The sequence below is a fragment of the Bacillus sp. LH1 genome, assembly GCF_057924895.1.
In genome coordinates this window covers 2,627,801-2,653,833 of record NZ_CM175007.1, presented here as the reverse complement: position 1 = coordinate 2,653,833, position 26,033 = coordinate 2,627,801, and the positions used below count along the sequence as shown (strand labels likewise).

Annotated in this window: 25 protein-coding genes and 1 pseudogene; 17 read left to right on the top strand and 9 right to left on the bottom strand. The window is 32.9% G+C overall.

Annotated features, from left to right (window positions below):
* Positions 1 to 291 precede the first annotated feature (291 nt).
* A complete protein-coding gene (locus tag ACX9TM_RS13715) occupies positions 292 to 1,995 on the top strand; it encodes a M4 family metallopeptidase (RefSeq protein ID WP_000791446.1) in 1,704 nt (567 codons plus the stop codon).
* Between the two features lie 483 nt (positions 1,996 to 2,478).
* Positions 2,479 to 5,037, top strand: coding sequence for a type I pullulanase (pulA, locus tag ACX9TM_RS13710; protein ID WP_072770050.1), 2,559 nt, complete (start codon positions 2,479 to 2,481; stop codon positions 5,035 to 5,037).
* Between the two features lie 315 nt (positions 5,038 to 5,352).
* Here pulA and ACX9TM_RS13705 read toward each other — a convergent pair whose 3' ends face one another.
* The 3 genes from ACX9TM_RS13705 to ACX9TM_RS13695 form a co-directional block, all read right to left on the bottom strand.
* Positions 5,353 to 6,354 carry an alpha/beta hydrolase gene (locus ACX9TM_RS13705; protein WP_072770051.1) on the bottom strand — a complete coding sequence of 334 codons (1,002 nt, stop codon included), beginning with the start codon at positions 6,352 to 6,354 and terminating at the stop codon, positions 5,353 to 5,355.
* A 696-nt stretch (positions 6,355 to 7,050) separates the two neighbouring features.
* The gene (locus tag ACX9TM_RS13700) at positions 7,051 to 7,233 is read right to left on the bottom strand and encodes a hypothetical protein (protein ID WP_000273235.1); all 183 of its coding nucleotides are present in this window, start codon (positions 7,231 to 7,233) and stop codon (positions 7,051 to 7,053) included.
* A gap of 201 nt (positions 7,234 to 7,434) precedes the next feature.
* On the bottom strand, positions 7,435 to 7,971 hold the full coding sequence (locus ACX9TM_RS13695) for a DinB family protein (protein ID WP_065382559.1): 537 nt from the start codon (positions 7,969 to 7,971) through the stop codon (positions 7,435 to 7,437).
* Positions 7,972 to 8,235: 264 nt separating this feature from the next.
* On the opposite strand from ACX9TM_RS13695, the gene ACX9TM_RS13690 reads away from it, so the two are divergent.
* From ACX9TM_RS13690 to ACX9TM_RS13670, 5 genes and pseudogenes are all read left to right on the top strand, one after another.
* Positions 8,236 to 8,928, top strand: a complete 693-nt coding sequence (locus ACX9TM_RS13690; RefSeq protein WP_000540712.1) for an HAD family hydrolase — start codon at positions 8,236 to 8,238, stop codon at positions 8,926 to 8,928.
* A 498-nt stretch (positions 8,929 to 9,426) separates the two neighbouring features.
* A pseudogene (locus ACX9TM_RS13685) lies at positions 9,427 to 10,874 on the top strand (serine hydrolase domain-containing protein).
* Between the two features lie 203 nt (positions 10,875 to 11,077).
* Positions 11,078 to 11,446: a DUF4180 domain-containing protein gene (locus ACX9TM_RS13680; RefSeq protein WP_072770052.1), complete on the top strand. Its 369-nt coding sequence runs from the start codon at positions 11,078 to 11,080 to the stop codon at positions 11,444 to 11,446.
* 108 nt (positions 11,447 to 11,554) lie between these two features.
* The gene (locus ACX9TM_RS13675; protein ID WP_001058786.1) at positions 11,555 to 12,058 is read left to right on the top strand and encodes a MepB family protein; all 504 of its coding nucleotides are present in this window, start codon (positions 11,555 to 11,557) and stop codon (positions 12,056 to 12,058) included.
* A 190-nt stretch (positions 12,059 to 12,248) separates the two neighbouring features.
* Complete coding sequence (locus ACX9TM_RS13670) at positions 12,249 to 13,016, top strand: arylamine N-acetyltransferase family protein (protein ID WP_000202747.1); 768 nt, start codon at positions 12,249 to 12,251, stop codon at positions 13,014 to 13,016.
* A 20-nt stretch (positions 13,017 to 13,036) separates the two neighbouring features.
* On the opposite strand, the gene ACX9TM_RS13665 is transcribed toward ACX9TM_RS13670, so the two are convergent.
* Positions 13,037 to 13,219: a hypothetical protein gene (locus ACX9TM_RS13665; RefSeq protein ID WP_001147158.1), complete on the bottom strand. Its 183-nt coding sequence runs from the start codon at positions 13,217 to 13,219 to the stop codon at positions 13,037 to 13,039.
* 143 nt (positions 13,220 to 13,362) lie between these two features.
* Between ACX9TM_RS13665 and ACX9TM_RS13660 the strand changes: the two genes are divergently transcribed.
* The 4 genes from ACX9TM_RS13660 (at position 13,363) to ACX9TM_RS13645 (ending at position 16,933) form a co-directional block, all read left to right on the top strand.
* Positions 13,363 to 14,016: a YdeI/OmpD-associated family protein gene (locus ACX9TM_RS13660; RefSeq protein ID WP_000110849.1), complete on the top strand. Its 654-nt coding sequence runs from the start codon at positions 13,363 to 13,365 to the stop codon at positions 14,014 to 14,016.
* Positions 14,017 to 14,142: 126 nt separating this feature from the next.
* The gene (locus tag ACX9TM_RS13655; protein WP_072770054.1) at positions 14,143 to 15,258 is read left to right on the top strand and encodes an NAD(P)/FAD-dependent oxidoreductase; all 1,116 of its coding nucleotides are present in this window, start codon (positions 14,143 to 14,145) and stop codon (positions 15,256 to 15,258) included.
* A gap of 216 nt (positions 15,259 to 15,474) precedes the next feature.
* Positions 15,475 to 15,915 carry an NUDIX hydrolase gene (locus ACX9TM_RS13650; RefSeq protein ID WP_065382637.1) on the top strand — a complete coding sequence of 147 codons (441 nt, stop codon included), beginning with the start codon at positions 15,475 to 15,477 and terminating at the stop codon, positions 15,913 to 15,915.
* 358 nt (positions 15,916 to 16,273) lie between these two features.
* Positions 16,274 to 16,933, top strand: coding sequence for a protein kinase family protein (locus tag ACX9TM_RS13645; RefSeq protein WP_000026539.1), 660 nt, complete (start codon positions 16,274 to 16,276; stop codon positions 16,931 to 16,933).
* A 382-nt stretch (positions 16,934 to 17,315) separates the two neighbouring features.
* Here the strand turns inward: ACX9TM_RS13645 and ACX9TM_RS13640 are convergent, their stop codons facing one another.
* From ACX9TM_RS13640 to ACX9TM_RS13625, 4 genes are all read right to left on the bottom strand, one after another.
* Complete coding sequence (locus tag ACX9TM_RS13640) at positions 17,316 to 18,056, bottom strand: ABC transporter permease (protein ID WP_000964516.1); 741 nt, start codon at positions 18,054 to 18,056, stop codon at positions 17,316 to 17,318.
* A gap of 1 nt (position 18,057) precedes the next feature.
* Positions 18,058 to 19,008 carry an ABC transporter ATP-binding protein gene (locus ACX9TM_RS13635; RefSeq protein WP_000859759.1) on the bottom strand — a complete coding sequence of 317 codons (951 nt, stop codon included), beginning with the start codon at positions 19,006 to 19,008 and terminating at the stop codon, positions 18,058 to 18,060.
* 494 nt (positions 19,009 to 19,502) lie between these two features.
* The gene (locus tag ACX9TM_RS13630) at positions 19,503 to 19,685 is read right to left on the bottom strand and encodes a hypothetical protein (protein WP_065382556.1); all 183 of its coding nucleotides are present in this window, start codon (positions 19,683 to 19,685) and stop codon (positions 19,503 to 19,505) included.
* Positions 19,686 to 19,776: 91 nt separating this feature from the next.
* On the bottom strand, positions 19,777 to 20,034 hold the full coding sequence (locus ACX9TM_RS13625; RefSeq protein ID WP_000587696.1) for a hypothetical protein: 258 nt from the start codon (positions 20,032 to 20,034) through the stop codon (positions 19,777 to 19,779).
* Between the two features lie 135 nt (positions 20,035 to 20,169).
* On the opposite strand from ACX9TM_RS13625, the gene ACX9TM_RS13620 reads away from it, so the two are divergent.
* The 4 genes from ACX9TM_RS13620 (at position 20,170) to ACX9TM_RS13605 (ending at position 23,409) form a co-directional block, all read left to right on the top strand.
* On the top strand, positions 20,170 to 21,600 hold the full coding sequence (locus ACX9TM_RS13620; protein WP_072770056.1) for a PQQ-dependent sugar dehydrogenase: 1,431 nt from the start codon (positions 20,170 to 20,172) through the stop codon (positions 21,598 to 21,600).
* A 182-nt stretch (positions 21,601 to 21,782) separates the two neighbouring features.
* The gene (locus ACX9TM_RS13615) at positions 21,783 to 22,355 is read left to right on the top strand and encodes a YybS family protein (RefSeq protein WP_001103998.1); all 573 of its coding nucleotides are present in this window, start codon (positions 21,783 to 21,785) and stop codon (positions 22,353 to 22,355) included.
* 32 nt (positions 22,356 to 22,387) lie between these two features.
* Positions 22,388 to 22,951: a GNAT family N-acetyltransferase gene (locus ACX9TM_RS13610; RefSeq protein ID WP_000185966.1), complete on the top strand. Its 564-nt coding sequence runs from the start codon at positions 22,388 to 22,390 to the stop codon at positions 22,949 to 22,951.
* Between the two features lie 77 nt (positions 22,952 to 23,028).
* The gene (locus tag ACX9TM_RS13605; RefSeq protein WP_001048941.1) at positions 23,029 to 23,409 is read left to right on the top strand and encodes a nucleotide excision repair endonuclease; all 381 of its coding nucleotides are present in this window, start codon (positions 23,029 to 23,031) and stop codon (positions 23,407 to 23,409) included.
* 57 nt (positions 23,410 to 23,466) lie between these two features.
* On the opposite strand, the gene ACX9TM_RS13600 is transcribed toward ACX9TM_RS13605, so the two are convergent.
* Positions 23,467 to 23,673, bottom strand: a complete 207-nt coding sequence (locus ACX9TM_RS13600; RefSeq protein WP_000265477.1) for a hypothetical protein — start codon at positions 23,671 to 23,673, stop codon at positions 23,467 to 23,469.
* A 132-nt stretch (positions 23,674 to 23,805) separates the two neighbouring features.
* Between ACX9TM_RS13600 and ACX9TM_RS13595 the strand changes: the two genes are divergently transcribed.
* Both ACX9TM_RS13595 and ACX9TM_RS13590 read left to right on the top strand, forming a co-directional pair.
* A complete protein-coding gene (locus ACX9TM_RS13595; RefSeq protein WP_072770057.1) occupies positions 23,806 to 24,585 on the top strand; it encodes an undecaprenyl-diphosphate phosphatase in 780 nt (259 codons plus the stop codon).
* Positions 24,586 to 24,667: 82 nt separating this feature from the next.
* A complete protein-coding gene (locus ACX9TM_RS13590) occupies positions 24,668 to 25,987 on the top strand; it encodes an FAD-dependent oxidoreductase (RefSeq protein WP_000482023.1) in 1,320 nt (439 codons plus the stop codon).
* The last annotated feature ends 46 nt before the right edge of the window (positions 25,988 to 26,033 follow it).

Below are 26,033 nucleotides of genomic sequence, written 5' to 3'. Positions count from 1 at the left end.
TCTTACAATAGTAAAGAGTGGGTTTTTATGTTGTTATTTAGAGGTAAGTATACTTTTATTACAATGAATATAGATAATTAATAACTAACCAATTGGGTGAGCACCTATAAGGACTCTCTTTTATTCAAATTAATGTACATATGTGTTCCGTTCATTATTTATAATATTGACCACAATTTATGTAATTTTGCATAATGTTACATAAATTGTGTATTTTCTCTTTTTTTAGACATTAATAGACAGTATACTTTGTACAAGCTTTCTATTTCAAAAATTATACGAGGTGAAATAATGAAAAACAAAAAGACATTAACTAAGGTAGCATTAACAACAGGATTAGCTTTAACAGCTGTGGCACCATATGGGGTAGGTCATGCAGAGGAAACAGATCAACTACAAGTTCAAATTCAGGAGGAATCGTTCCGTTCGGGTGAACTTACACAGCCGTCACAAAAGGCACCAGAAAATGTAGTAAAGGATGCACTTAAGGAGAAAACAGAACAAGCTCTGTCCCAAAAACAAGTCAATGGAGAAGCAGGAGTAGATTATAAAGTCCTTCAAAAACGTGGTTCGTATGATGGAACTACACTTGTGCGTATGCAGCAAACATACGAAGGAAAAGAAGTATATGGACATCAATTAACTGCACACGTAGATAATAAGGGTGTTATTAAAAGTGTTTCAGGTGATAGCGCGCAAAATTTAAAACAAGAAGAATTGAAAAAACCTATTAATCTATCAAAAGATGAAGCAAAACAATATATTTATACGAAATACGGGAACGATATCAAGTTTATTTCTGAGCCAGAAGTTAAAGAGGTTATTTTTGTTGATGAAAATAATGGACAAGCTAAAAATGCATACCAAGTTAAATTTGAAGCTGCAACACCAAACTATGTTTCTGGTACTTATTTAGTAAATGCACAAAATGGTGATATGTTAAAAAATATGGTACAAGAATCTAACTTAAAGGCCAGTGACAAACTAGTTGGAGCTTTAAAGAAAAGTAAACAAAGCAGTCTTACATCATTAACCGGAACAGGAAAAGATGATTTAGGTATTAATCGTTCATTTGGTATCTCTAAACAAAGTAATGGCAAATATGCTCTTGCTGATTATACAAGAGGGCAAGGCATTGAAACATATGATGTGAATTACAGAGATATTACTAAAGAAGAAAGCTATTATCCTGGTACATTAGCGACAAGTACTTCGGCAACATTTAACGATCCAAAAGCAGTAAGTGCTCATTACTTAGCAACAAAAGTATTTGATTTTTATAAAGATAAATACAAGCGTAATAGCTTTGATAATAAGGGACAAAAGGTAGTTTCAGTTGTACACGCTTGGGATTCTGAAGAGACGAATGATCCGAAAAATTGGCAGAATGCATTAAGTGCTAATAATGGAAGTATGCTTGTATATGGCGATCCTATTGTTAAAGCATATGACGTAGCTGGACATGAATTTACACATGCTGTTACTTCTAGCGAATCTAATCTTGAATATTACGGGGAATCCGGTGCGATTAATGAGGCGCTATCTGATATTATGGGAACATCTATTGAGAAATACGTAAATAATGGAAACTTTAACTGGACAATGGGAGAACAAACGGGATCTGTTTTCCGTGATATGGAAAACCCAGCTTCTGTTCCATCTTCACTTGGAGTGCCTTATCCAGATGATTACAGTGAATTTAACGATTTTAATGGATGGGATCAAGGCGGTGTTCATTTTAATTCAAGTATTATTAATAAAGTTGCGTATCTGATTGCAAAAGGCGGAACTCATAACGGAGTAACTGTTAAAGGAATTGGTGAAGATAAAATGTTTGATATTTTCTATTATGCAAATACAGATGAGTTAAACATGACTTCTAATTTCAAAGAATTGAGATCAGCATGTATTCGAGTGGCAACTAATAAATATGGTGCAAATACAGCTGAAGTTCAAGCAGTTCAAAAAGCATTTGATGCAGCAAAAATTAAGTAATTTAGAAATATAGTTATCATTCATATATTAATACATTATGAAAAATAGCTAATGTCATTTTAAGGATATTAGCTGTTTTTTACGTGGCAATGTATCGTTGAAAATAAACTGACTAAGCAATAATGAGGCACTTTATCTGTAAGAAGTTGTGACAAATAAATAAGGTTTAAAATATATAAAAACAGAAAATTAATAATATATTGACCTCTTGATAGAAAGTCTATAAAATGAAAGCGATAACAAACGATTGCTTTAAAATGTTTTCCCTGATCTTTTAGTATTTACAAATATATGAAGGCATAAACAAATCTATTTTTTTAAGTACTAATGCAAACGTTTTCGTATTAAAAGGTCATTGAAATACATACGTGAAAATAGCCGATATGGAGGTGAAGTAAAAGAGATTTCTAGATTAATTTAAGCAGTGTTATTCAGTGTAAGCATAATAAATCGTTAGTAATATTTGAAGAAAGGGTGTATGTGATGCAAATTACAAAAAGATTAATTAACAAAACAGTTTTATTACTTACTTTAATCGTTATGTTATCATCTGTTTTCTCCTTTCAGAGTGTGAAGGCAGTTTCAAATTCGAAAACAACTGAAATTATCATTCATTACAAAGAAAAGCTTGGAAATACAAAAGACTGGAATCTTTGGTTATGGGGAGAAAATGCAAATGGTACATCTTATCAATTTACTGGTGAAGATGAATTTGGAAAATACGCTAAGATAAAAATAGACGGTGACTATAATCGTGTAGGATTTATAGTTCGAACAAATGAATGGGAAAAAGATGGTGGGGATCGTTGGATTGAAAATATAAAGGACGGTCGTGCTGAAGTATGGATCCTTTCGGGTGATGAAAAAGTATATAACTCTAAGCCTTCATCGGATCTCTCAATTCAAAAAGCAACTATTGATAGTTTCCATGAAATTACTGTAACGACTAATGTCCCGTTTCATATTAAGGAAAAGAAAATTGAAATTGAAGGCATTAAAATTAAGAATATTACTCCTTATGATATAAACAGTGGCGATATTACTAATAAGGTCAAAATAATTACGGAACAGAAAATTGATTTAAAACAAACATACAAAGTTAAAATAGAAAACTTAGCTGATACGAATACTGAAATTGGTAAAGTCATTCGTAGCGAAGAATTTGATAATTTATTTTATTATGGTGGTAACGATTTAGGAAATACATATACTCCGCAACATACAAAGTTCCGTTTATGGGCTCCTACTGCAAGCGAAGCGAAGTTAGTTACATATAAAAAATGGAACGATAAAATAGGTACTGAAATAAACATGCAACAAGGTGAAAAGGGAACTTGGACAGCAGAACTAAAAGGGAACCAAAAAGGGCTCTTTTATACGTATAAGGTCAAAATTGGTGATAAGTGGACTGAAGCGGTTGATCCATATGTGCGTGCTGCTTCTGTAAATGGGGATAAAGGTGCAGTCGTTAATTTAGAAGAAACAAATCCGAAAAAATGGAAAGCAAACAAAAAGCCAAAATTTAAAAATCCGGAAGATGCTATTATTTATGAGTTACATGTACGCGATCTTTCCATTCAACCTGAAAGTGGTATTAAACAGAAAGGGAAGTATTTAGGTGTAACAGAAAAAGGAACAAAAGGGCCAGAAGGTGTAAAAACAGGACTTGATCATATAAAGGATCTTGGTGTTACTCACGTTCAGTTTTTACCGATATTTGATTATGCTTCTGTAAATGAAGAGACTTTAAATGAACCACAATATAACTGGGGATATGATCCTAAAAATTTCAATGTTCCAGAAGGCTCCTATTCTACAAATCCTTATGAGCCGACTGTGCGAATAACTGAATTAAAGCAAATGGTTCAAACACTACATGATAATAATCTTCGAGTGGTGATGGATGTAGTATATAACCATATGTATAACGCTGCTGAATCTAATTTCCATAAGTTAGTTCCAGGTTATTATTATCGTTACAATGAAGATGGAACATTTGCAAATGGAACTGGAGTAGGAAATGATACTGCTTCAGAAAGAAAAATGATGAGGAAATTTATGATAGATTCCGTCACATATTGGGCAAAAGAATACAATTTAGATGGATTCCGTTTTGATTTAATGGGTATTCATGATTATGAAACGATGAATGAAATACGTAAAGCTGTTAATCAAATTGACCCTTCTATTATACTACACGGAGAAGGATGGGATTTAAATACACCTCTTGCAGCTGAGCTGAAAGCAAATCAAAAAAATGCAGAGAAAATGAAAGGGATTGCTCATTTTAACGATAATATACGTGATGGGTTAAAAGGTAGTGTATTTGAGGAAAAAGAAAATGGTTTTATAAATGGAAAGGAAAACATGGAAGATCGTATTAAAAAAGGTATTACGGCAGGTATTGACTACGATACAAATTCGTCTACCTATCAAGATCCAGAGCAGGTGCTAACTTATGTGGAAGCACATGACAATCATACATTATGGGATAAACTTGAGTTAACTAATCCAGGTGACAGCGATGAAGTGCGAACACAAATGCACAAATTGTCTTCTTCGATTTTATTAACATCACAAGGAATTCCATTTTTACATGCAGGGCAAGAGTTTATGCGGACGAAATACGGTGATCATAATAGTTACAAATCTCCAGACTCAATTAACCAGATGGATTGGCTGCGCCGTGCAACGTTTAATAATGAAGTAGATTATATGAAGGGTTTAATAGAATTACGCAAAAAGTACTCAGCTTTTCGAATGACATCTGCAGAGCAAATAAAAACACACGTATCATTTATTGATGCTCCAAAAAATACTGTAGCTTATATAATAGAGGGGAATAAACATGAATACTTTACAGTGGCTCACAATGCAAATAGAGAAGCGGTTGAAATAACACTTCCATCGAAAGGGCCTTGGAAAGTACTAGTAGATGGCACGCAGGCGGGAAGTAAACCACTTTATGTTGTCCATGACAATAAAATTAAAGTTCCTGCATTAAGTTCCATTGTTTTAAAATCAGAAAAAACGATTAAATAAAAGCGAAGAGTGTAGAAATAAATACTGAATTGAGCAAAGTTAATAAGGATTGCAAATGAAAAAGCGAAGTAAAAACAACCTTTACTTCGCTTTTAAAATTAATATAGCATAATTTCACATACTGTAATTAAATTACAATTCAATAAAGAACAAACAAAAAGAGAAGAACTCATTAAGGTTCTTCCCTTTTTAATGTTTCATTAGGGGATCTTTCATTTTTATTGTGTATGGATTAGCATGACAATGATTTATATATGTAATTGGTTAAAATGAAACATTACAAGTATAAGATTATGTGCTTAGTAATCTCGCGATTTAAGGCACGACATTAGATAAGTGCGGGGAGTTCAATCGATTTTGAATAAAATTAATAGTATCAGCTGCAATTTTTTTACGTTTAAGAACTATCCCAGCATGCCCACATGTATAAATATATCGTGTAGGTCTTTCCCAAGATTCCCACAAGTAGTCTGTATCCTCAGAATACACATATAAATCATACTTACCTGAAATTAATAAAATATTTTCTTTTTTTACTTTTGGCAATGCTTGACTCGGTTCAGTGATTTTCCAATAATCTATTAAATCATCATACGTAACACCATGATGTTCCAAGTCTTCTCTAATAAATTTACCCGGAATTGTATTCCAAATAGAATAAGAAAGTCGATTTGCATAGAAAATGGATGCTAACACATCAATTTCTTCTTCAACAAGAGAGGTTAAGTTAGTAATAAATCCGCCTAAACTAATTCCTATTAGAATCAGGGGCCCATTTTTATTTGTTTTAATCCATTTAATCAAAGCTCGTAAATCAGCTACCGCTTGTCTAGTTGCTTGTACTGTTCGTTCAATATTTGCACTTACCATATACTCTCCACTGAATAAGGATTGATCGGGTTTTCTTTCAAAATGATAGGGTAGAGTGAAATAATACATATTCCACTTCAGGCTGGTCATATGATCGTGGAATATTTTTTTCACACGTTCGTTAGAATCCATTCTCCAACCGTGAACAAAGATAACATGAGGTGCATTTTCATTTTCATGTAAGAATAATTCCCCAGTTACAGAGTCGTTGCGTGAATCACCGGATTGAATCGAGCTTTTATAGTTGAATTGTCCAAGCATGTATTCATTTTCCTGCTTTGAATGCTTAATGTCAAAATGAAGATGTGATGGTTTTACTTTATAAAAAGATTCTATGTCCTTTATATTTAATGAAGTGTTAGAAAGGGAAGTAAACTGAAACGCTACACTTCTTTTTTTGTGTAAATCATATAAGGCGTACCGATCAATGAGTTTTGAAAAAATCAAATTAACCTCCTCCAAAGTACATATTGTTTAAAACATAGACAAAATTTATGTTTTAAATTAATTAGGAAATATTCTCTTTTCCTAATAGTAGGTGCTTGAATTATAAAAACAGGTGATAAATTTGCATATTATATTATAAAGCTTACAATAAATAATTTATACTAAAATTTAAGAAGCAAGTTAATATTTTTATCCATATAAAAGAATGTTAACTTGCTTCTTTTCGTATTAAAAGATGTAATTTCTATGAGGAACAACTTAAATTCCCATATAGATATTCACAAATAGGTTCTCTATATTTATTGTGTGGAAATTATATAATAAATATATTTTTTATGTTACATACATTAAATCAATCTTAACCTCTCTTTTTTCTATAAGTTCCTTAAATTGACTAACTTCTTACCAATATTCAACAACGACTGCGTTTTTGAATTTGTTTTCTAGCTTTTCTTGAACAGGTGAAATTTGATTTATCATAAAATCAAGCCATAATCAAAATGGTCTCCCTGTACTGAATGTTAAAATAGTTTGTTGTTCCCGTTTTAATAATATTTGAAAAAGAACTTGTAAGATATTCTACAGGTTCTTTTTATTATAATCGGTTACTTATATCATGGGATAATCACACATAAAAAACGGGACATTACCTAGATGTATGACCTAAATATCGTCCCGTTTACCTACTCTGTATAGTTATTGCAGAATTAAACCTACAATCATAATTAAACTAAATACTATCATCCAACCAAACGCACAATAGCCAAAAACTCTAATCCATTTAGGTAATTGATGCATATTAATTTTATTTGTGGGAACTCCTTGCATAGAAAACATCATTTTTTGATCTCTATCTCTATTATTTTGTTGTTCATACATAATATCATCACCTTTCCAGAACTATTGTGTTTATAGTATATCAGCCTAAATAAAATTATGTACAGAATAAGAGGGGATAACATATATATTATGTGGTGAATTTTATAAATAAAGACATTTAATTGCCATGGTTCTAAGCGCTAATCCGTTATAAATTCTGAAAAAGAGCCCTACATAAATAGGACTCTTTTTCTTCAAACATTAAGTTGCTGGATATACATCAGAACCAAGGTAACGTTCTTTTATAATTTGAAGATGATGAAGCTCATGACCAGCAATGATGTATGCTAATGCACGAACTGTAACTTCAGAATTATTCGCATTTCCTCTTTGTGACCAAGCTTCTTTATCTAAGCTTCTAAGTAAATACAGGGTAGATTGGCGAACAACTATTAAATTCTCAAGAAGATCTTGCATAGATTGCTTATCAAAAGCAGCTTTAAGAACATACATATCATCGTTATAGCCTGGAAGTTCCGCTGTCTCGCCTCGAGCAATAGATAACAAGCGATATGTCATAATACGTTCTGTATCTGCAATATGGCCGATTACTTCTTTTATACTCCATTTAGTAGGAGCGTATCGAAAAAGTCCCTCACTATCAGAAATTCCCTTTAATAAAAGATTTGTTTCCTTCATTTGTTGTTCTAGAATATATATGATATTTCCGTCTGATACCAAGTTGGTATACGTTGCATAATAGGAGTTATATTCACTTACCTTTGGTCTTATTTGCATATGAATCATCCTTTATATTTAATCTTTAAGTACAGCTTATCACAAAATACCTTCGAATTAATCTGAAAATTAGAAATTACAATTAAAAAATTCACCTACTACCTTAGTTGAAATCGTGTACTTTCACATCAATTAACAAACAGAAGAAGGATTTTTGATTTAACTCTTAGAATATCGTTCTATTACGAGTTCTTTGATATGAATTGTTTTTTTGATTACTTTTGATGATTACTAGGAAATATAGAAAGGTTGTGAAATGATTTGATGGGTTATAAAGCGATGCTGTTTGATTTAGATGATACATTACTTGATAGGGATAAAGCAGTAGAGGCATTATTTTTAATTGTTTTAGAAAAGTGTTATGAAAATGTAGATGGTGCGGCTAAAAGCAACATGTTACAGAAATTCAAAGAATACGATAAAAGAGAATATGGCATAAGTAATAAAACGACAGTTTTAGAATCATTGTTTGATGAATTCACGCCAAGGTATAGATTGCCACGCAATTACATCCAAGATTTTTGGAATAATAATTTCCCTAGATGTTTTTCAATAGACCAAAATACTATTCATTTCTTAAATCAAATAAAGAAGCACTGTAAAGTTGGAATTATAACAAATGGCTCAACTCAGAGGCAAAAAGCTAAAATATTTAACACGAATTTAAATAAGTATTTTGAAACAATCATTATTTCTGAAGAAGTGGGATTTAGTAAACCTGATAAACGTATATTCGAACTAGCATTAAATAAGTTAAATTTACAACCGGAAAATACTTTATTTGTTGGGGATGACTTAGAAAAGGATATTGCTGGTCCTCAAAATGCAAATATAAAAGGTGTGTGGTTTAACCCTCAGAAAATCAAGAATACTACCAAAATACAACCATATGCCGAGATTAACACTTTGGATAGTTTGTTAAGTTATGTTACTCCACAATATTTTTATAACAAGTAAAAGTAATCCCATATATATATTAAAAAATATAAAAAAGAGAAACTATCATTAATTTCATTGACCGTATTAGTAATAAAAAATAGATATTTACAACAAAAAATAGAGGCGATTTTAATAGCTGTGGCTAATTTAATCTATGATTAATACGAAGTTTTGTAAAACAATTTTACTCATACTGTGTAAATTATAAAGGGGTGGTGTATAGTGATAATAAAGTTATTGAATTTTGATTAAAAAAGATAAGAGCCTTACTACATTCTATATGCAGCAAGGCTCTTTAAAGTTGTTTCAAATTATATCCATCTGCTTATGTAATGCTTAAAAAATGAATAATAAAGTTGTTTACTTCTTATTAAACTAACGCCCCCGTTAGTTTAAGTGTAACTCTTCACAATTATTTCATATTATATAGATAAATAGAAATATAAATCAGAATTTAGTTTATAGTTATAAAAATAAGTTATTTATACCCTTATAATTCTTCAGAAAGGAGAGTGTATGAAAAAGACTATTGTTTTTGTATTAACGATATTTATATTATTCTCAGGATTCGCAACACAAAGTTATGCGTTGTCAGATTCGAAATCTGTGGCAATACAAGCATTGCTAGATGATGCCTGTCGTACGTCAGGTGTGCCTGGAATGTCACTCTCAATACTTGCTGATGGTGAAGTGTTCTACTTTTCTTCTGGGTATGCAGATCTTGAAAAGGGACTGTCTGCAAGTGAAAATACACTCTATGAGTTGGCCTCGGTGAGTAAAGCTTTTACTGGTATGGGGATTTTGCTATTGGAAGAGCAAGGGCTGCTATCAATGACTGACCCTATCCAAAAATATTTACCTTGGTTTACGTTAAAGTATCAAGGTAAACCTGTTGATATGCAAAACCTTACACTAAATAACTTTCTTCACCATACCAGCGGCCTAACAAATATTAGACATCTTCAAAATATTCCACAAGGTAATACGCCTGATATGTTGCAAAAGACTGTGGAAACGCTGGTAGATGCAGAATTGGCGTTCTCTCCTGGTGAACAATATAACTATGGAACCGTTAATTATGACGTATTGGGTTTGGTTATTGAGATTGTATCACGACAAAGCTATGAAGACTTTATGAAGGAGCAAGTATTTCTACCCTTAGGTCTTCACCAGACGTATGTTTATAAAGAAGATGCTCAAGCCACTGGACAGTTAGCACAGGGTTACCGTTCTTCCTTTTTTATAACAACTCCATTTAACGCTCCGTATTATACCGGGAATAAACCTGCCGGCTATATCATTTCTAATACAAAAGATATGGCGCGTTGGATGGGCATACAGATGGGTATCGTGCAGGACATACCCGAAATATTTCACAGGGCCATCGAAAAATCACATAGGGGTGATATGTCTGTTTCGGCTGTCAATGATATGTATTATGCGGCAGGTTGGTCGGTAAACGTCGAACAAACGTTTATAGAACACACTGGGGGTAATCCAAATTTTAGTACCAAAGTAGCCATACTGCCAAATGAAAGAACAGCCATCTGCTTACTGAGCAACGGCGCAAATACCAATATAAACCTGGTACTACAAGTTAAAAATATATTAAACGGCAATCTAACTCAGTCATATGAGATAAGCGGCACACAGCTGTTGGATATCATTTTGTCGTCTACCACAATTATTCTTTGCCTATTAGCCGTTCTGTTATTTTTCTTAGGATTAAAAAAAAGAAAACGAATGAGCAGCAGCCAATGACAAAAAAGAGAACAATCGTAACAATTATTTTCCTAATCGCTACGATTGCCCAGTGTATAATGTTTTTTGCCTTCGATTGGTCAACGATACTTATTTGGCAAACATATAGTGTTCTTACAGCTTTAATTTCGTCAACATTATTAATAGCAAGCATTACTTGGTTTGTATATACTCACCGATTAGATGCCTCGGTCCGAAAATAAGTACAATGTTAAGTAAATAAATCTTAATTTATCGATATCCTTAATTTAAAAAACAGAAGACACTTCTCCTAGTTAAACCCACTTGCTATTTCTTCCACTAACCTGCCTCGTTAGTAGAAGAAGGATTTTTAAACTACTATATTATTTTTTAAATGACTTTATTGTAAATTAAACAACTTTATTATCTCTGTACAGGTGGGACTATGGAAATAAAGAAAGTAGTAATCGATGGAATCAATATTGCGGTCATTAGAAACGATAAGGTATTAATATCGGATGTTCAGTCTGCATTAGATACTATGGCAACAGTTCAAAATGAGGTAGATGCGAAACATATTATTATCCATAAATCTTTAATAAGTGAAGATTTCTTTGACCTAAAAACACGGCTTGCGGGTGATATCCTTCAAAAGTTTATAAACTATAAGGTAAAGATTGCCATTGTTGGAGGTTTCTCTATGTATACTAGTAAAAGCTTAAAAGATTTTATTTATGAATGTAATAAAGGAAATGACATTTTTTACTTAGCAACTGAACAACAAGCAATTGAAAAACTAAGTACATTAAAGTAATAATTATATCCTGCTAAATTCCCCCATTTCACTTAGTTCATAATTATATACGATATAGAAGAACTGATGTTTGTGGTAAACTAAGAGATGAATAAAGGGGGAGTTTTTTTGAACAATTTTAATATTATAATCCAAAATTTAAATAATATAGTTTACAAACCTAACAACTTAATGATTACGAATCTAAAAGAAGAAAAGCAAAACGCAGAATATGCCGGATGTTTATTCCACTTAAATAACAAAACCATTCGTTTTAGAAAATCAAAAGTTACACCTAATAAAATTGGTCAATTTGTTTCTTTTTGGGAGAAAGATGAAAATATGCGAAATAGAGCTTTCTCTTATGAAGCTGCTCCTGATTTATTAGTAATCACTTGTATTGCTGATAATAAACTAGGGCAATTTATTTTTCCTAAAGAGATTCTTCTTAAAGAAAAAATATTGAGAACACAAAGTCAAACAGGGAAAATGGCAATGAGGATTTATCCTGTTTGGGATACCACTGTTAGTAATCAAGCTAAAAAGAGCCAAACGTGGCAACTTCAATATTTTGTTGATTTAAGTGATAGTAATAATTTGCCTATAGATAAACTATTAAATTTATATTCGTAGCTTTTGATTTGCCACAAAAAGAAGCAATTACAGAAAAGACATTTGTAATGACGCCTTCTATTAATTTACCTCGTGAATCGTAATTTTTGTACCGGTACAGTTAAATGAAATGTACATTGTTACAGTGCCCCTTAAAATTTACAATCAGCATATATTATTTAAACTTATAAATTTTTAAGGGGTGCTAAATATGACAAGTTTACAAGATCAGCTTTTCACAAGATTAAATCTTAAAAAACGTAATGATGTAACGTTTGAAGAATTACCTACCATACTCTTTTCGTTTGCGCATACTATACCATTTGAGAATTTAGATGTTATAGCACGAAATACGAATCAAATCTCTCTGGAAAACTTACGAGAGAAAATTTTAACTAGTTCCCGTGGTGGACTTTGCTACGAATTAAATACTCTTTTTTACTATTTCTTAAGAGACTGTGGCTATGATGTACAACTGGCATTAGGTACGGTGTATAAAAACGATATAAATGCATGGGCACTTGAGGATGGCCATATAACAATTATTTTAACTTATGATAATGTACAGTATTTAATTGATATAGGTATAGCTTCGTTAGTACCTCTTGTTCCTGTACCTTTTACTGGCGAGTCGGTTTCTTCAAAAAATGGTTCGTACCGGGTGAGACGGAAAGATACGAATAAAGGAAATTATGTTTTAGAAAGAATAGATGCTGCTGGAGAATGGAAAGTTTGTCATGCTTTTTATAAACATATTATTGATGAGATAGTAGTAAATGATGTTCAAAGAAGAGTGATAGAAGATGAGAAGTCTATTTTTAATAAAGGACCAATTACAGTAAAGTTGACGAACTCTGGCCATATTTCATTAACGAATACAAGTTTAACCGAAATTATTCATGGGGAAAAAACTAAGCGTGAAATTACAGAAGATCAATATAAAGAGTTTTTATATACTTTATTTGCTATTAAGTTATGAATAATAAAGATAGCCGGTTCTTATTCAGAAGCGGCTATCTTTATTATTTTTGGTGTAAATGGTTTTCTTCTAATATGTTTCGGAAACTGCGGTATAGTTAATGTTTTTAATGTTTCCTCAGCTTCTTCATATGTATGAAAAATTGGTTCTTTTCCATCATCCCCTTGTAAAACTAGCCCTTCATCTCGGATTACATATGGCATAAAACCACCCCATCTAGTAAAGAATTATGTTCTTTTGCAGCAGAATAATACGATTTAAAGTTTGATTTTCTTAATACATATAATACACTAGAACAGTACGAAAAAGTATGTACAATGAATTTTGAATGTAAAGGAAGATTATTATGTCAGTTATTGATAAATTGAAACTTAATAAGTATACAAATATGGTCGTTATTAACGAACCAAGTGATTATGACATTTTTACAGGTAAAGAAACTGCATTCTCAAAAGGACACGATGCTATCTTTATATTTGTAGAAACGCTTGATGAAATGGTGAAACAAACGAATTTTATTATTAGTAATGAAGAATTACTAATTGAAAAAGGTTACGTATTCTTCGCATATCCGAAAAAAGGTAATGCGCGTTATAGTACGTTTATTCACCGTGATGAGATGTTTCCGGCATTAAACGTTGGAGAAGATGGTTATGTGGGAGAAAGCGATATTAAATTTGCACGAATGGTAAGTATGGATGAAGTCTTTACTGTTGTTGGTTTAAAACGTGAAAAGAAAAAAACAACAAAAACATCTGCTATGAGTCAATGTGTTGCCGATTATGCAGATCGAATTAAAGATGTTGAAGCATTATTAGCTACTCATCCGAATGAACTTAAGTTTTATCAAAGTTTAACGCCTGGATACCAAAAAGATTGGGCACGTAATCTTTTTTCTGTGAAACAAGAAAAAACTCGTGAAAAACGTCTAGAGAAAATGATAGAAATCCTTTCACAAGGCTATAAAACAATTGAATTATTCCGTAAGAAGAAAAAATAATGATTAAGGAAGTCACAATGCTGCAACAATTAATTGTGATGAGTACATTGAAAAAAGCATTCCTTCCATTATACTAAGGAATGTTCTTATATTTATATAATTAGCAAAAGAGAAAAGGTGTTTGAAATGAAATCATATATTGTAGTTGGATCTGGAATTTTAGGAGCGTCTACTGCTTATCATCTTGCTAAGGCAGGTGCGAATGTTACTATCGTGGATCGCCAACAATTAGGGCAAGCAACTGATGCAGGAGCAGGTATTGTATGTCCATGGCTATCACAGCGTCGTAATAAAGCATGGTATAAAATCGTTAAAGGTGGTGCACGTTACTATTCTTCGTTAATTCAGCAATTAGAAGAAGACGGTGAAACTGACACAGGATATAATCGTGTAGGTGCAATTAGTTTACATACTGACGAGAAAAAGTTAGATCAAATGGAAGAGCGAGCTTATAAACGACGTGAAGATACCCCGGAGATTGGTGAAATAACTCGCTTATCAGCTGAAGAAACAAAAAAATTATTCCCAGCATTATCAGACGAATATAGTTCTGTTCATATTAGTGGTGCTGCACGAGTAAATGGAAGATTATTACGCAATGCATTAATAAGTGCTGCGAAAAAACATGGTGCAACTTTCATAAAAGGCGATGCTATATTAGTCCGTGAAGGAAATCATATTACGGGAGTTACAGTAAACGATGAAACAATTTTAGCGGAAAAGGTTATTGTAACTGCAGGCGCATGGGCGAATGAAATCTTGAAACCATTAGGAATTAATTTCTTAGTTACATTCCAAAAAGGACAAATTGTTCATCTGCAAATCGAGAATACAGCAACAGAAAATATGCCAGTTGTTATGCCACCGAACGATCAATATATTTTAACGTTTGACAATGGGCATGTCGTAATTGGTGCAACACATGAGAATGATACTGGTTTCGATCATCGTGTAACAGCAGGTGGTTTACATGAAGTATTTCATAAGGCATTAACAGTTGCACCTGGCTTAGAAAATGCTACAATGCTTGAAACGAGAGTTGGATTCAGACCATTTACACCAGGATTCTTACCTGTTATCGGACCGCTACCTAACTTTGAAGGAATTCTCGTTGCGAATGGATTAGGAGCTTCGGGTTTAACAGCTGGTCCATATTTAGGAGCGGAACTTGCTAAACTAGCGCTCGGACAAACGATTGAATTAGATTTAAATGATTATGATGTTGCTGGCGCAATTGAATAATATAGGGTACTGCTAACATTTAGGAAAAACCATGCTAAACAAATTTGACAGAGAATAAGTAGTTTTTCCTCTGTTAAGAGTAAGCCTGTTTATGAAAAATAAAATTATTTAAAAATAGAGGGCCGACATTATAAACCTGCATTAATAATGTAGAATTGTGATGGCGGCTCTTTATTCATATTGATTTAAAACGTATTTTCGAGAGGAGGTTAAGTAATGAGAGCGCCATATCAAGTATTGATATTTCCTTATATAAAAACTGCCGATTCTATTCAATATGCCATTTTTAACCGAAGTGATTATGGTTATTGGCAAGGAATAGCTGGCGGCGGAGAAGACGGTGAGGTTCCTATTGAATCAGCAAAACGGGAAGCGTTTGAAGAGGCTCGTATTACAAGAGAATGTCCATATATACAATTAGATTCTGTGTCTTCACTATCAGTAGAAGATGTAGTTGGAGGATTCCTTTGGGGAGAAGAGGTTTATGTAATAAAAGAATTTTCTTTTGGAGTTAAAGTCCCTACAAAAAACATATCATTATCTAAAGAACACTTCAATTATAAATGGTTATGCTTTGAGGAAGCAGTAACGCTTTTGAAATGGGATAGCAACAAAACAGCATTGTGGGAATTAAACAAAAGACTATTAAAACAATGAAATTGTTAGCTAACAAAAATAGTAGTGGAACAAGAATTGAGTCATTAACAACCCCTTGCTACACTTCTAAACAATGTTTTATAGATTTGGCATGGGTAATGAACGAAGAGAACTTGTACTAAGAAAAGCCCTATACAGTTGACTCTGAAAAAATAAAAATAATTAGAAATATTTTTATATCGTACGGTTTTTGGCTATGAATAACGGAATAAATATTAAGTATTCAACAGTTTAAATAAAACGAGTTAGCTTTTTATTTTAAGAAGAAAGATGACTCGTTTTATGCTAAAATTCGCTTAGTGTATATTTTCGTTAAAATGTGGGTGGGCCCCCTTTTAGCAAAACCGGAGTGGGAATGATGAGTATAAATAGTTTTGTGGGATTGATAAATGACGAATTATTAAAAGAGGTAAGTATCAGAAGTGAGGATGAATTCGAGCCTGTAGTAGTTAAAGATATTCCTAGACTTTGGAAGTGTTTAGGAACAGGTAATTATGCCGCAGTATTCATGCACAGAGAATACAAAGATTGGGTAGTGAAAGTTTACGTGCGAGAAGGAGAAGGAATTGAAAAAGAGTCAGAAGTATACCGAAGAATTGGAAATCATCCTTCTTATTCAAAGCTTATATATAAAGGAGAAAATTTCATAGTATTGAAACGTTTAAAAGAAATTACCTTATACGATGCTATTCATAAGGGTATTAAAATTCCTAAGCAAGTAATACTTGATATTAATGAGGCTTTAGAGTATGCGAGGGAACAAGGGTTAACTCCTTGTGATGTTCACGGGAAAAATGTGATGATGGAAAAAGGAAGGGGATATGTAGTCGATGTATCTGATTTCTTAAAAACAAAAGAAGATAGTAAGTGGAGAGACCTAGAAAAGGCATATTTCACCTTTTATTTTCCTTTCATATATAAATTACCTTTCCCGGTTAAAATACCGTATTTTATGTTAAACATTGTTAGACGTTCGTATAGAAAATATAAGAAGCTTAAAAAGAAATTCAAATTGTAAAAGGACCACATACTTATCTTTAAGTTAGATAAGTGAATCAATAGTAAAATTAGTACCGTATATTTCAGATATGTCTAATATGTACGGTACTAATTTTATAACTTCATGAAGTAATCAGTAGGCTTTATTTTCTTCTTCAAACTCTTTATTCTTTTTCTCTAACTTTTCAATTATTGACTTTAATGTAAAATCAGCGGTAGTCTTTGACAAAAAAATAAAGTACTAGATTGCTGCTGGTTAACTAGACTAGCGTAATCACTTATCACTTATCACTTATCATTGTTTCACATTCATTATTTTATCTTCCATATCCTTATCCCGAGTATTGGTATAAGCGACATAACTGTATTCTATTTTGCTCATTTTTAGCTCCGTGTTATGTTTAGTCTGCTCCTCTCTCTTTGACGAACATCCATAATCCAATTGCAAAGAAAAACAAAATATAGGTGATATCTATCGCTAACGACATAAGTAAGCCAACTAATTCCGATTTATATTGTGACGTGCTCCAATAGACACTTAAATCATCATGATGAATGAATAGAATGTGTGTCCATGATGTAGATAAGAGACTACCTCCAAATATCATTTGTAAAAAGTATAGCACTAAGCTACTGCCTACTGCGATAGCAGCTGATCTCGTCCACACGCCAATCAAGGATGCTAGACTTGCATATAGGCAACATTGCAATGCGATTGCTCCAATAGAATATATAACATCCGTCATGTCGCCCCATTGTATGTTTTGGGGAGCCATCAGAAGATTCGCTAACAAAGAAACAATGCATATATTAACAATACCCGTAATGATGAGCAAAATCATCGCAGCAATTTTTGCAACATACAACCGTGAGCGCGAGGACGTATGCAGGAACAGTTGTTTCAAAGTTCCATATTGATACTCATCCGTCCAAATAAGAGGTGACAAAACAATCGCCCAAGGTAGAATAACAAGCATTCCCGATAGGCCAAGCAAAGCATTTACTATTTGAGCCACCGTATCATCAGCCTTGAGATCACTGGTGTATGCCCAAGATAACAGTACCGTCATCACAATAAAACCAATGTGTGAAAGAATAAAGATTCTTTTATTCACTATCTTCAAACATTCATTCCATAACAACTTAACTCACCTCACCACGCGCAGTTGTCCATTTTAAAAACTTATCCTCTAAACTCGTATGTGTCGACAACACCCGATGAACTTCCACCCCGGCAGCACACAATGCTCGAATCAACATTGGAACTTGCCCTTCATCAATAGCTACTGTTATAGTATGCACACCGTTAGATAATTTCTCTGTCTGCATATAATCCAATGCATGATGATCTTCCCCAAACAAGTTAACCAAAACTTCGCTTGTAAGCTCAACATTATCAATGTGAAGAGTGATACAGAATTTCCCATCATTTAAGCCATCATCAATCCTTTGCTCTGTCACTAAGCAACCATTCTGCATAATAACCACTCGACGTGCCATCTGCTCAATCTCAGACAGTTGATGACTGGAAATCACAATTGCTACGCCCAAATCTGTCGCAATTCTATTTAAATAGTTCCGGGTTTCACGGACACCAGCAGGATCAAGTGCATTCATCGGCTCATCTAACACAAGCAACTTTGGCTTTCGCAGTAGTGCTTGTGCAATTCCCAAGCGTTGTTTCATTCCCATGGAATACGTGCCTACTCGCTGATCAAGCGCATGTTCTATGCCGGTTAGACTGGCTACCTCCAGCAACCAGTCCTTACTTGCATTTTTGTGCAAACGCTGATATTGTCGTAAATTTTCATACCCACTCAAATAAGGATAGAATGCAGGTGCTTCAATCACAGCCCCTACATTGAGGATTGCTTTAGAAAACTGACTTTTAATACTGTAACCTGCAATTTGCACGTCCCCGGCACTTATTGTGCTTAGACCAACTATCATCTTCATCGTGGTTGTCTTGCCCGCTCCGTTCGCACCAAGTAGTCCAATAATTTCTCCCGCTACCATATCGAACGATATGTCTTGTACAATCAACTTGCCCTTGATTTCTTTCGTTAGGTGTTGCACCGATAGTACTGTTTTCAATAGTCCCACTCCTTACAATATAAGTACAATCCCATTTCATGAATTCATTAAGAACAGCCTGTAAAGAAAAATCAGATTTGTCGCAACCGCACCTTTTGATTGATAAAATTTCGTTAAACCTTTTACTTCATTAACACTCATTTTCATATCATCTTATTTGTTTTCTTCTTATCCTTACTATAGAAAAAATTGGCGAATGAAACGAGTGATTTCCCTTACAAAATAGTTCGTTATCTTACAGTTTTGTCATTTTTCACATCATTTTGTGATACCTGGGATACTATCCACATCGTCATCAACTTAAGAAATTGATTCTTCCCCAAAACGGAAAAACGAGCCGAATTCTCATAAATAATTGTGAAAATGTAAAGTTTTCGTTAAGGGGGTGTCTTAAAATCTTAGCTTACTGGGCATATGGTGTTACCTCAAAAAATAAAAAGATTAGGAGTGAATCCTAATCTTTTTATTTATACATATTTTTGTTAGTTATATCACTACCAATTCCAAAACGGGATATTTTGAATAAATGAAACCGTCAAAATAAGTGTTGATGCGGAACCAGCAGTTACTAAAGTTACTATTTTTCGTCCATTCTGTTCTTTTGAAGGTTTTATAAGTTCTGTAATTAACAAAATCCATATTATGATAGATACTATTGAAATAATATTTATAGACATATGTAACACATCCCTTCGTGTTTTTACATAAATATTTCTGCTTTTATAAAATAAAAGCAATTTAACAAGAAAATATGTAACGCATTACAAATCAATATTTTCCTGTTAAACCACCTTTTTTAAATAGAAATACGACTGATAAAACGATAACAACAGCCTTCAAACTGCCCCAATATGGATAAATAGCATGATCTGTTAGACTAGCATATTGAAAAATATTCTCTAAACCGAAAATTCCTATCATGACTGCTAAAATGAATGAAGCTGATCCATACGTCCCGTTATGATAGAGGGTAAATAAATAGACTGCGAAAATTAGTGGTAAGATGATTTGTAGTACGATTATCATAGTTCGTCCCCCATATTATTTATAATTATATTATATACAAAATTGTAATAAAAAGGAATGCGACTTATTTGATACTAACAAAACTACTCTAATCATATTCTTCTATAAAAAGAAGAAAAAGGGGTGTACAGTTAATTGACAAAAGTTAAAGTTAGTTTACGACCCATTGTTCATAATATAAATTTACCAACCGTATTGAAAACAACAATACTTCCAGGCGAATCGACCGAAAGACTATTTATCGCAACCCAATTAGGAGAGATTTTTTACATAGGGAATGGAGTTATAAAGATATTTTTAGATATTCGTCACCTAATTATTAAATTAGGTACATTTGAAGAAGGTGTTTCTAGTAGCGGTTATGATGAACGCGGATTGCTTGGACTTGCGTTCCATCCACAATTTTATCAAAATGGGTTATTTTATCTTCATTATTCAGTAGCTGGAACTCAAGGACCAGGTGCATTTTCTGAGCAATTTAAACCGAATCCTTGTGACCCTAAAACGTTAAATTTAAAGTGGGTTAATAGAAATACGCAATATGATCACATTGATACAGTAGAAGAATGGACTTTACAATCTAATGGTCAAGCTCAAAAGCGACGAACATTACTGAATGTAAGAAGACCATTTTTTAATCATAACGGAGTCAATAGTTTAAACTTTTCACCTGAGACTGGAAAACTTGTTTTTACAAATGGAGATGGCGGATCAGGTTATGATCCATTTAATTTAAGCCAAGATGATTTAGAAATAGCAGGTAAAATAATTGAAATCGATGTAAGTAAAAATACATTTATAAATAACCCTCCTGTAGTTACACGCTTTAATGAACTCCCTTTATCTATACAAGAAACACTTACAGTAATTGCAAAAGGAGTACGTAATATAACCGGCATTTCATTTCAAAGGTTTTATAATCAATATATCAAATACGCCGGAAATGTCGGACAAAATATTGTAGAGTCTATTTTTTCATTTGTTCAATATAAACCTATACCGGTTACAGAACTTGTTCAAATGCATTTTATGAGGCTCACTCCCAATCAAGATGGGTTTATCAATTTTGGTTGGAGAGGATGGGAAGGGGATTTACCTACTTCTTTTATACGGCATTGTTCCGAAAATCAGACTTTGGATGAAAGAACAATGACTTATTATGATGAAACAATACAAACTTCAGCGAGGCGTATTCTGCCTCTACTTAGTTATTTTCATCAAGATTCCAGACCCGATAAGTTTGGAGGAACTTCCCTTACAGGAGTTCAGCCATATATGGGAAATGCAATTCCAAATTTAACAGGTAGCGTAGTGTTTACTGACCTTGCTAAGAAAGAAGATTCTCGACCGCCAGTTAATGGTGTTTTAGCCTATACTAGAGCAGGTACAGACGGTAAACATGCTGACTTTCATGCTATTGAAACCAATTATGATTTTGGTACGCAAGCAGCTTATTATATGAGTTTAGGAACAAATTTGAATCAAACTAAATTATATTTAGGAGTTTACGGTTCTATGAAAGTAACAGATTTTAACAAAGGTACCATTTTTGAAATTATTCCCTGATACGATATACACTCGTAGTTTAATAATCCAAGGAATTTATTTTGTTTTAAAACGCACAATTTATCCCCCTAAAAGCCTTTTATTATATAGTAATTCATAACAAGTAGAAAGCAGCTCATAAACCACTAGTGTATGAATAATATAGAAAGTAATGAATGAGGCATCTTTAGGGGGAGATATTGATGAATTGGTTTGTACGTTATTGGTATCAACTGATGATAGAACATGATACGAGCTTTGTTCATAAAAGAAAATTGTCCCTTGCGAATAAGTTAGTACTTACAGCTTTGATGAGTACATTAGCCACCATGTTTCAAGCAGCAGGAAACCTAGTTCCTGGTATAGGTTTGCTCATTAGTCCATTTTCGACATTACCGATTTTTTTTGCTATTTTCTATTCTATTCGTGAGGGAATACTTTCTTATATTCTTACTATTTTTCTATTATTTATTATTGAGCCAAGTGAACTAATTGTCTTTCCTTTTACTACAGGCTTATTAGGTCTAGCCTTAGGAGTATCCTTTTTAAAATTAAAGAGGAGAATTTGGATTGTTTCCTTTTCAGCAACTTGTCTAATTATTGGTATTATGATTGTTCTCGATGTTTTCCGTTTTCCGGTACTTGGTCCTGCTGTTCATACAACTATGGATATAAAAATTATTTTATCAATATCTATAATGAGCTTTCTATACTGTTGGATTTATGCAGGTTTTTGCAGAATAATGATGAATAGATTATATAAAGTGTTGTATTGACAATGGCATAATGAGGATTGGAGATTGAATTCATGACTAACGTTGCAGTTAGAAGACCGAATTTGAATGATGTAGATGAACTATATTTATTTTTCCGTATCGTTATTACGAATACATACAAAAATGAAGGATTGTCACAATCATTGGATGACATAGAAAATGAAATTAACTCAAAAAAGCAGTATTTGAAAAGTGATTTTGATAGTAACGGAGAAGGTCGTTACTTTTTATTAGCAATTGATACAAGTAACGATAAAATCATTGGAACAATCGAAATCGGTCCAGCAAGTACATTGATTAATAGTTGTACAGGTGGTGTACTTAAAAATTTGTATGAAATAGGAACTGTATTCATACTTCCGGAGTATCAGAGAAAGGGAATAGGGAGTTTATTACTACATACAATGTTTCTTACATTACTTAGCAGAGGGATAACAGAATATTGTTTAGATAGTGGATATAAAAATGCGCAAAGTATATGGACGAAAAAGTTTGGAAAACCTAGCTATGTATTGAAAGATTACTGGGGAGAATCCAGCGATCATATGATTTGGAAGAAAAGTTTACATGATACACCTATAATATTTGAATTATAAAATGAAATATGCCTCTGAACATAGCTTTTCTTACTTATGTATGCTATTATTTATCTTTATAATAAAAGAGGACGTGAATGAACTTGATTAAAATTAATATTCCTGAAGCTGATGTTTCAATTACTGAACGTAAACAAGTTATTAAAGGAGACGAGCCAATTATTACTCCAATTAATGGATTTATCGATTTCCACTTGTTCCCTAGAGATAAAGGCGGCATTTTTATGTTTTACAATATTAATGACGAACTTCTTTTCGTAGGTAAAGCTCGTAAAATTAGACAACGTATTAAGAAGCATTTTGAAGATAATGTTTCACCAATTAAAAATCACCGTGATGAAGTATACCGCATTGATGCATGTATCGTAGAAGATCCAACAGAAAGAGAAATTTACGAAACATATATCATTAATGAATACAAAGCGAAATATAACGTTGATAAAGTATTCTACAAATAATCAACATTAATAAAAAGCAATCCTAGCTAATATGCCAGGATTGTTTTTTATTTAGATTTATTCTTCATATCTTTCTCCTTTTTTCAAATGATTAGCAGCAACAAAACAGATTACACCTATAAATATAAGTACAATACCAACCGTTTTATGTTTTCCCTCAAAGAAAGGAATATCTGAAATAACATTTGTCATACATAGTCCTAAAAATACAAGGATAGGGCCCACCCAAAGTAATACATTACCGAATTTTGTGTGCTTCCACATAATAACCCTCCTTAACCCTCTTTACATATATATCCATAAATGAAAAGTAAATTCATAGAGAAATATAGTTTTTTTCATATCGAAAATTTAACCCTCATATATTGGTACAAGCAAAAGAGAAAGGAGACCATCATGAATTGGTTAGAAGCTTTCATACTAGGTATAATTCAAGGTTTAACAGAATTTTTACCAATCAGTAGTACCGGACATCTTTATTTAGGAAGGCATTTGTTCCGATTAGATGAGGCTGGCTTATTTTTAGATACGATGCTGCATATTGGGACTTTACTTGCGGTTTTTATTTATTACAAAAAAGAATTTATATATTTAATTAAAAACCCATTTTCAAAGCTCATGTTATTACTTATCGTTGGGACAATACCCGCAGTTGTAATTGGTTTATTGTTTAAAGATTTCTTTGAAGATATTTCAAAAACAGGAATCACGATCGGTTGGGAGTTTTTAGTGACCGGATTCTTTCTTTACGCGGCAGATAAACAAAAGAATGGTCGTAAAAAAATGGATGACATAACATATAAAGACGCATTAATTATCGGTTCATTTCAAGCTGCTGCTATTTTTCCAGCCATTTCTCGTTCTGGAATGACAATTGTCGCTGCATTATGGAGAAAATTAGATCGTGAAACAGCTGCTTACTTTTCTTTTTTACTTTCGACACCAGCCATTGTTGGAGCTATCATTTTGCAATTTGTAGACGTTTTTCAAGGGAAAGCAGAATCTATTTCTAGTACATCTTTAATTGTCGGAACGTTATCAGCAGCATTTTTTGGATACATAGCCGTTTCATGGATGATTCACTATTTAAAACGTCACTCTTTAAAAGTATTCGCGTATTACGTATGGGGATTAGGTATTTTAATTTTAATGTTGCAATTTACTGATGTATTTTAAGTATAATGATAAAGAAGTTAATTAGTTTAAGATCCTGTTTCATTCATACAAGGCAGGATCTCTTTTTATTAAGGGGGAAAATATGTTTAATAAGGCTATCGTTATTGGTGGAAGTATAGCAGGAAAGTTTGCAGCAAAAGCATTATCAACTTCTTTTAAAGAAGTAATCATTATAGAAGCTGGTGAAAGGTGGGATGGAAAGTCTTCGAGAAAAAGAGTTCCACAAAGTAATCATCCTCACGTGTTATTAAAAGGTGGAGAAAACGCAATTGAAGAATTGTTTCCTACTATTACGAATGAATTAATAGAAGCAGGTAGTATCGTAAATAACTTTACTCGTGATTTAAAATGGCATCAATTTGGTTTATGGAAACAGCCATTCATAGGGGAAGTACATATGATTCAACAAAGTCGTCCTTTGCTAGAATGGCATATTCAAAAACGAATACATCAAATTTCAAATATTACTATTAAATATGAAACATTGGTTAAAGGGTTATTGGTAGATGCAAAGCTTAACAAAGTGTGTGGAGTAAAAGTTAAATATTTAGAGACAGACATACAAGAAGAAGTTCATGCAGACCTTGTAGTTGATGCGAGTGGATTTGGCTCAAAAAGTATAGAGTGGTTACGAGAATACGAAATTGAAGTACAAGAAGAGAAAGTTCGTATTGATTTATTTTACGCAACGAAAATGTTCAAACTTAAAGAAAATGAGAAATTAGACTGTTGTAATATGTTAATGTCTCCGAGTTTCCCTGATAACCCTTATGGCGTTCTTATTCAAACGATAGAAGATAATCGTTATTTTGTTACTTTCAGTGGATACGCAAACGAGAAAGCACCACAAACAGATGATGAGTTTTATGATTTTGCTGAAAACCTATCAATTTCTAATGTTACAGACTTCCTAAACAAGGCTGAGGGAATTACTGATATAAAGACATACAAAATTCCTTATCAAGTACGCCGGCGATTTGATTTAGTGAATAATGTACCAGAAGGCTTATTAGTTGTTGGAGATGCGCAATGTCGTTTTGATCCCGTTTTCGGCCAAGGCGTATCAGTTGCTGCTATGGAGGCTCACCAGTTGCAATTACTTCTGCAAGGTAGAAAACAACTTGATAAAACATTTACACAACAATTTTATAAAAAGGCAGCTACTATAATAGAAACCCCATGGGATATGACAACAACGGAAATATCACGTCATCCGCAACTAAAGAGAGAATTAACTACAAAACAAAAATTTCAGCTATGGTATACGAAACAAATATATCGACTATCCGCAAGTAATTCTGATGTTTATATTCGGTTAGTACGAGTTATGAATTTAATTCGTAGTCCATTTCATCTTTTTCATCCGAAAGTGCTACTATCTGTATTACTTAATCGAAAGTAATAGCAGGAATATAATTGATTAAAAAAGAATGTATAACAGTTAGTAA

Bases quoted from the DNA above. Each gene is read 5' to 3' on its own strand.
- ACX9TM_RS13715 (WP_000791446.1), top strand. From the start codon at position 292: ATGAAAAACAAAAAGACATTAACTAAGGTAGCATTAACAACAGGATTA.
- pulA (WP_072770050.1), top strand. From the start codon at position 2,479: ATGCAAATTACAAAAAGATTAATTAACAAAACAGTTTTATTACTTACT.
- ACX9TM_RS13700 (WP_000273235.1), bottom strand. From the start codon at position 7,233: ATGTATGAACAACAAAATAATAGAGATAGAGATCAAAAAATGATGTTT.
- ACX9TM_RS13695 (WP_065382559.1), bottom strand. From the start codon at position 7,971: ATGCAAATAAGACCAAAGGTAAGTGAATATAACTCCTATTATGCAACG.
- ACX9TM_RS13690 (WP_000540712.1), top strand. From the start codon at position 8,236: ATGGGTTATAAAGCGATGCTGTTTGATTTAGATGATACATTACTTGAT.
- ACX9TM_RS13680 (WP_072770052.1), top strand. From the start codon at position 11,078: ATGGAAATAAAGAAAGTAGTAATCGATGGAATCAATATTGCGGTCATT.
- ACX9TM_RS13670 (WP_000202747.1), top strand. From the start codon at position 12,249: ATGACAAGTTTACAAGATCAGCTTTTCACAAGATTAAATCTTAAAAAA.
- ACX9TM_RS13665 (WP_001147158.1), bottom strand. From the start codon at position 13,219: ATGCCATATGTAATCCGAGATGAAGGGCTAGTTTTACAAGGGGATGAT.
- ACX9TM_RS13660 (WP_000110849.1), top strand. From the start codon at position 13,363: ATGTCAGTTATTGATAAATTGAAACTTAATAAGTATACAAATATGGTC.
- ACX9TM_RS13655 (WP_072770054.1), top strand. From the start codon at position 14,143: ATGAAATCATATATTGTAGTTGGATCTGGAATTTTAGGAGCGTCTACT.
- ACX9TM_RS13650 (WP_065382637.1), top strand. From the start codon at position 15,475: ATGAGAGCGCCATATCAAGTATTGATATTTCCTTATATAAAAACTGCC.
- ACX9TM_RS13645 (WP_000026539.1), top strand. From the start codon at position 16,274: ATGAGTATAAATAGTTTTGTGGGATTGATAAATGACGAATTATTAAAA.
- ACX9TM_RS13630 (WP_065382556.1), bottom strand. From the start codon at position 19,685: ATGTCTATAAATATTATTTCAATAGTATCTATCATAATATGGATTTTG.
- ACX9TM_RS13625 (WP_000587696.1), bottom strand. From the start codon at position 20,034: ATGATAATCGTACTACAAATCATCTTACCACTAATTTTCGCAGTCTAT.
- ACX9TM_RS13615 (WP_001103998.1), top strand. From the start codon at position 21,783: ATGAATTGGTTTGTACGTTATTGGTATCAACTGATGATAGAACATGAT.
- ACX9TM_RS13610 (WP_000185966.1), top strand. From the start codon at position 22,388: ATGACTAACGTTGCAGTTAGAAGACCGAATTTGAATGATGTAGATGAA.
- ACX9TM_RS13605 (WP_001048941.1), top strand. From the start codon at position 23,029: ATGAACTTGATTAAAATTAATATTCCTGAAGCTGATGTTTCAATTACT.
- ACX9TM_RS13600 (WP_000265477.1), bottom strand. From the start codon at position 23,673: ATGTGGAAGCACACAAAATTCGGTAATGTATTACTTTGGGTGGGCCCT.
- ACX9TM_RS13595 (WP_072770057.1), top strand. From the start codon at position 23,806: ATGAATTGGTTAGAAGCTTTCATACTAGGTATAATTCAAGGTTTAACA.
- ACX9TM_RS13590 (WP_000482023.1), top strand. From the start codon at position 24,668: ATGTTTAATAAGGCTATCGTTATTGGTGGAAGTATAGCAGGAAAGTTT.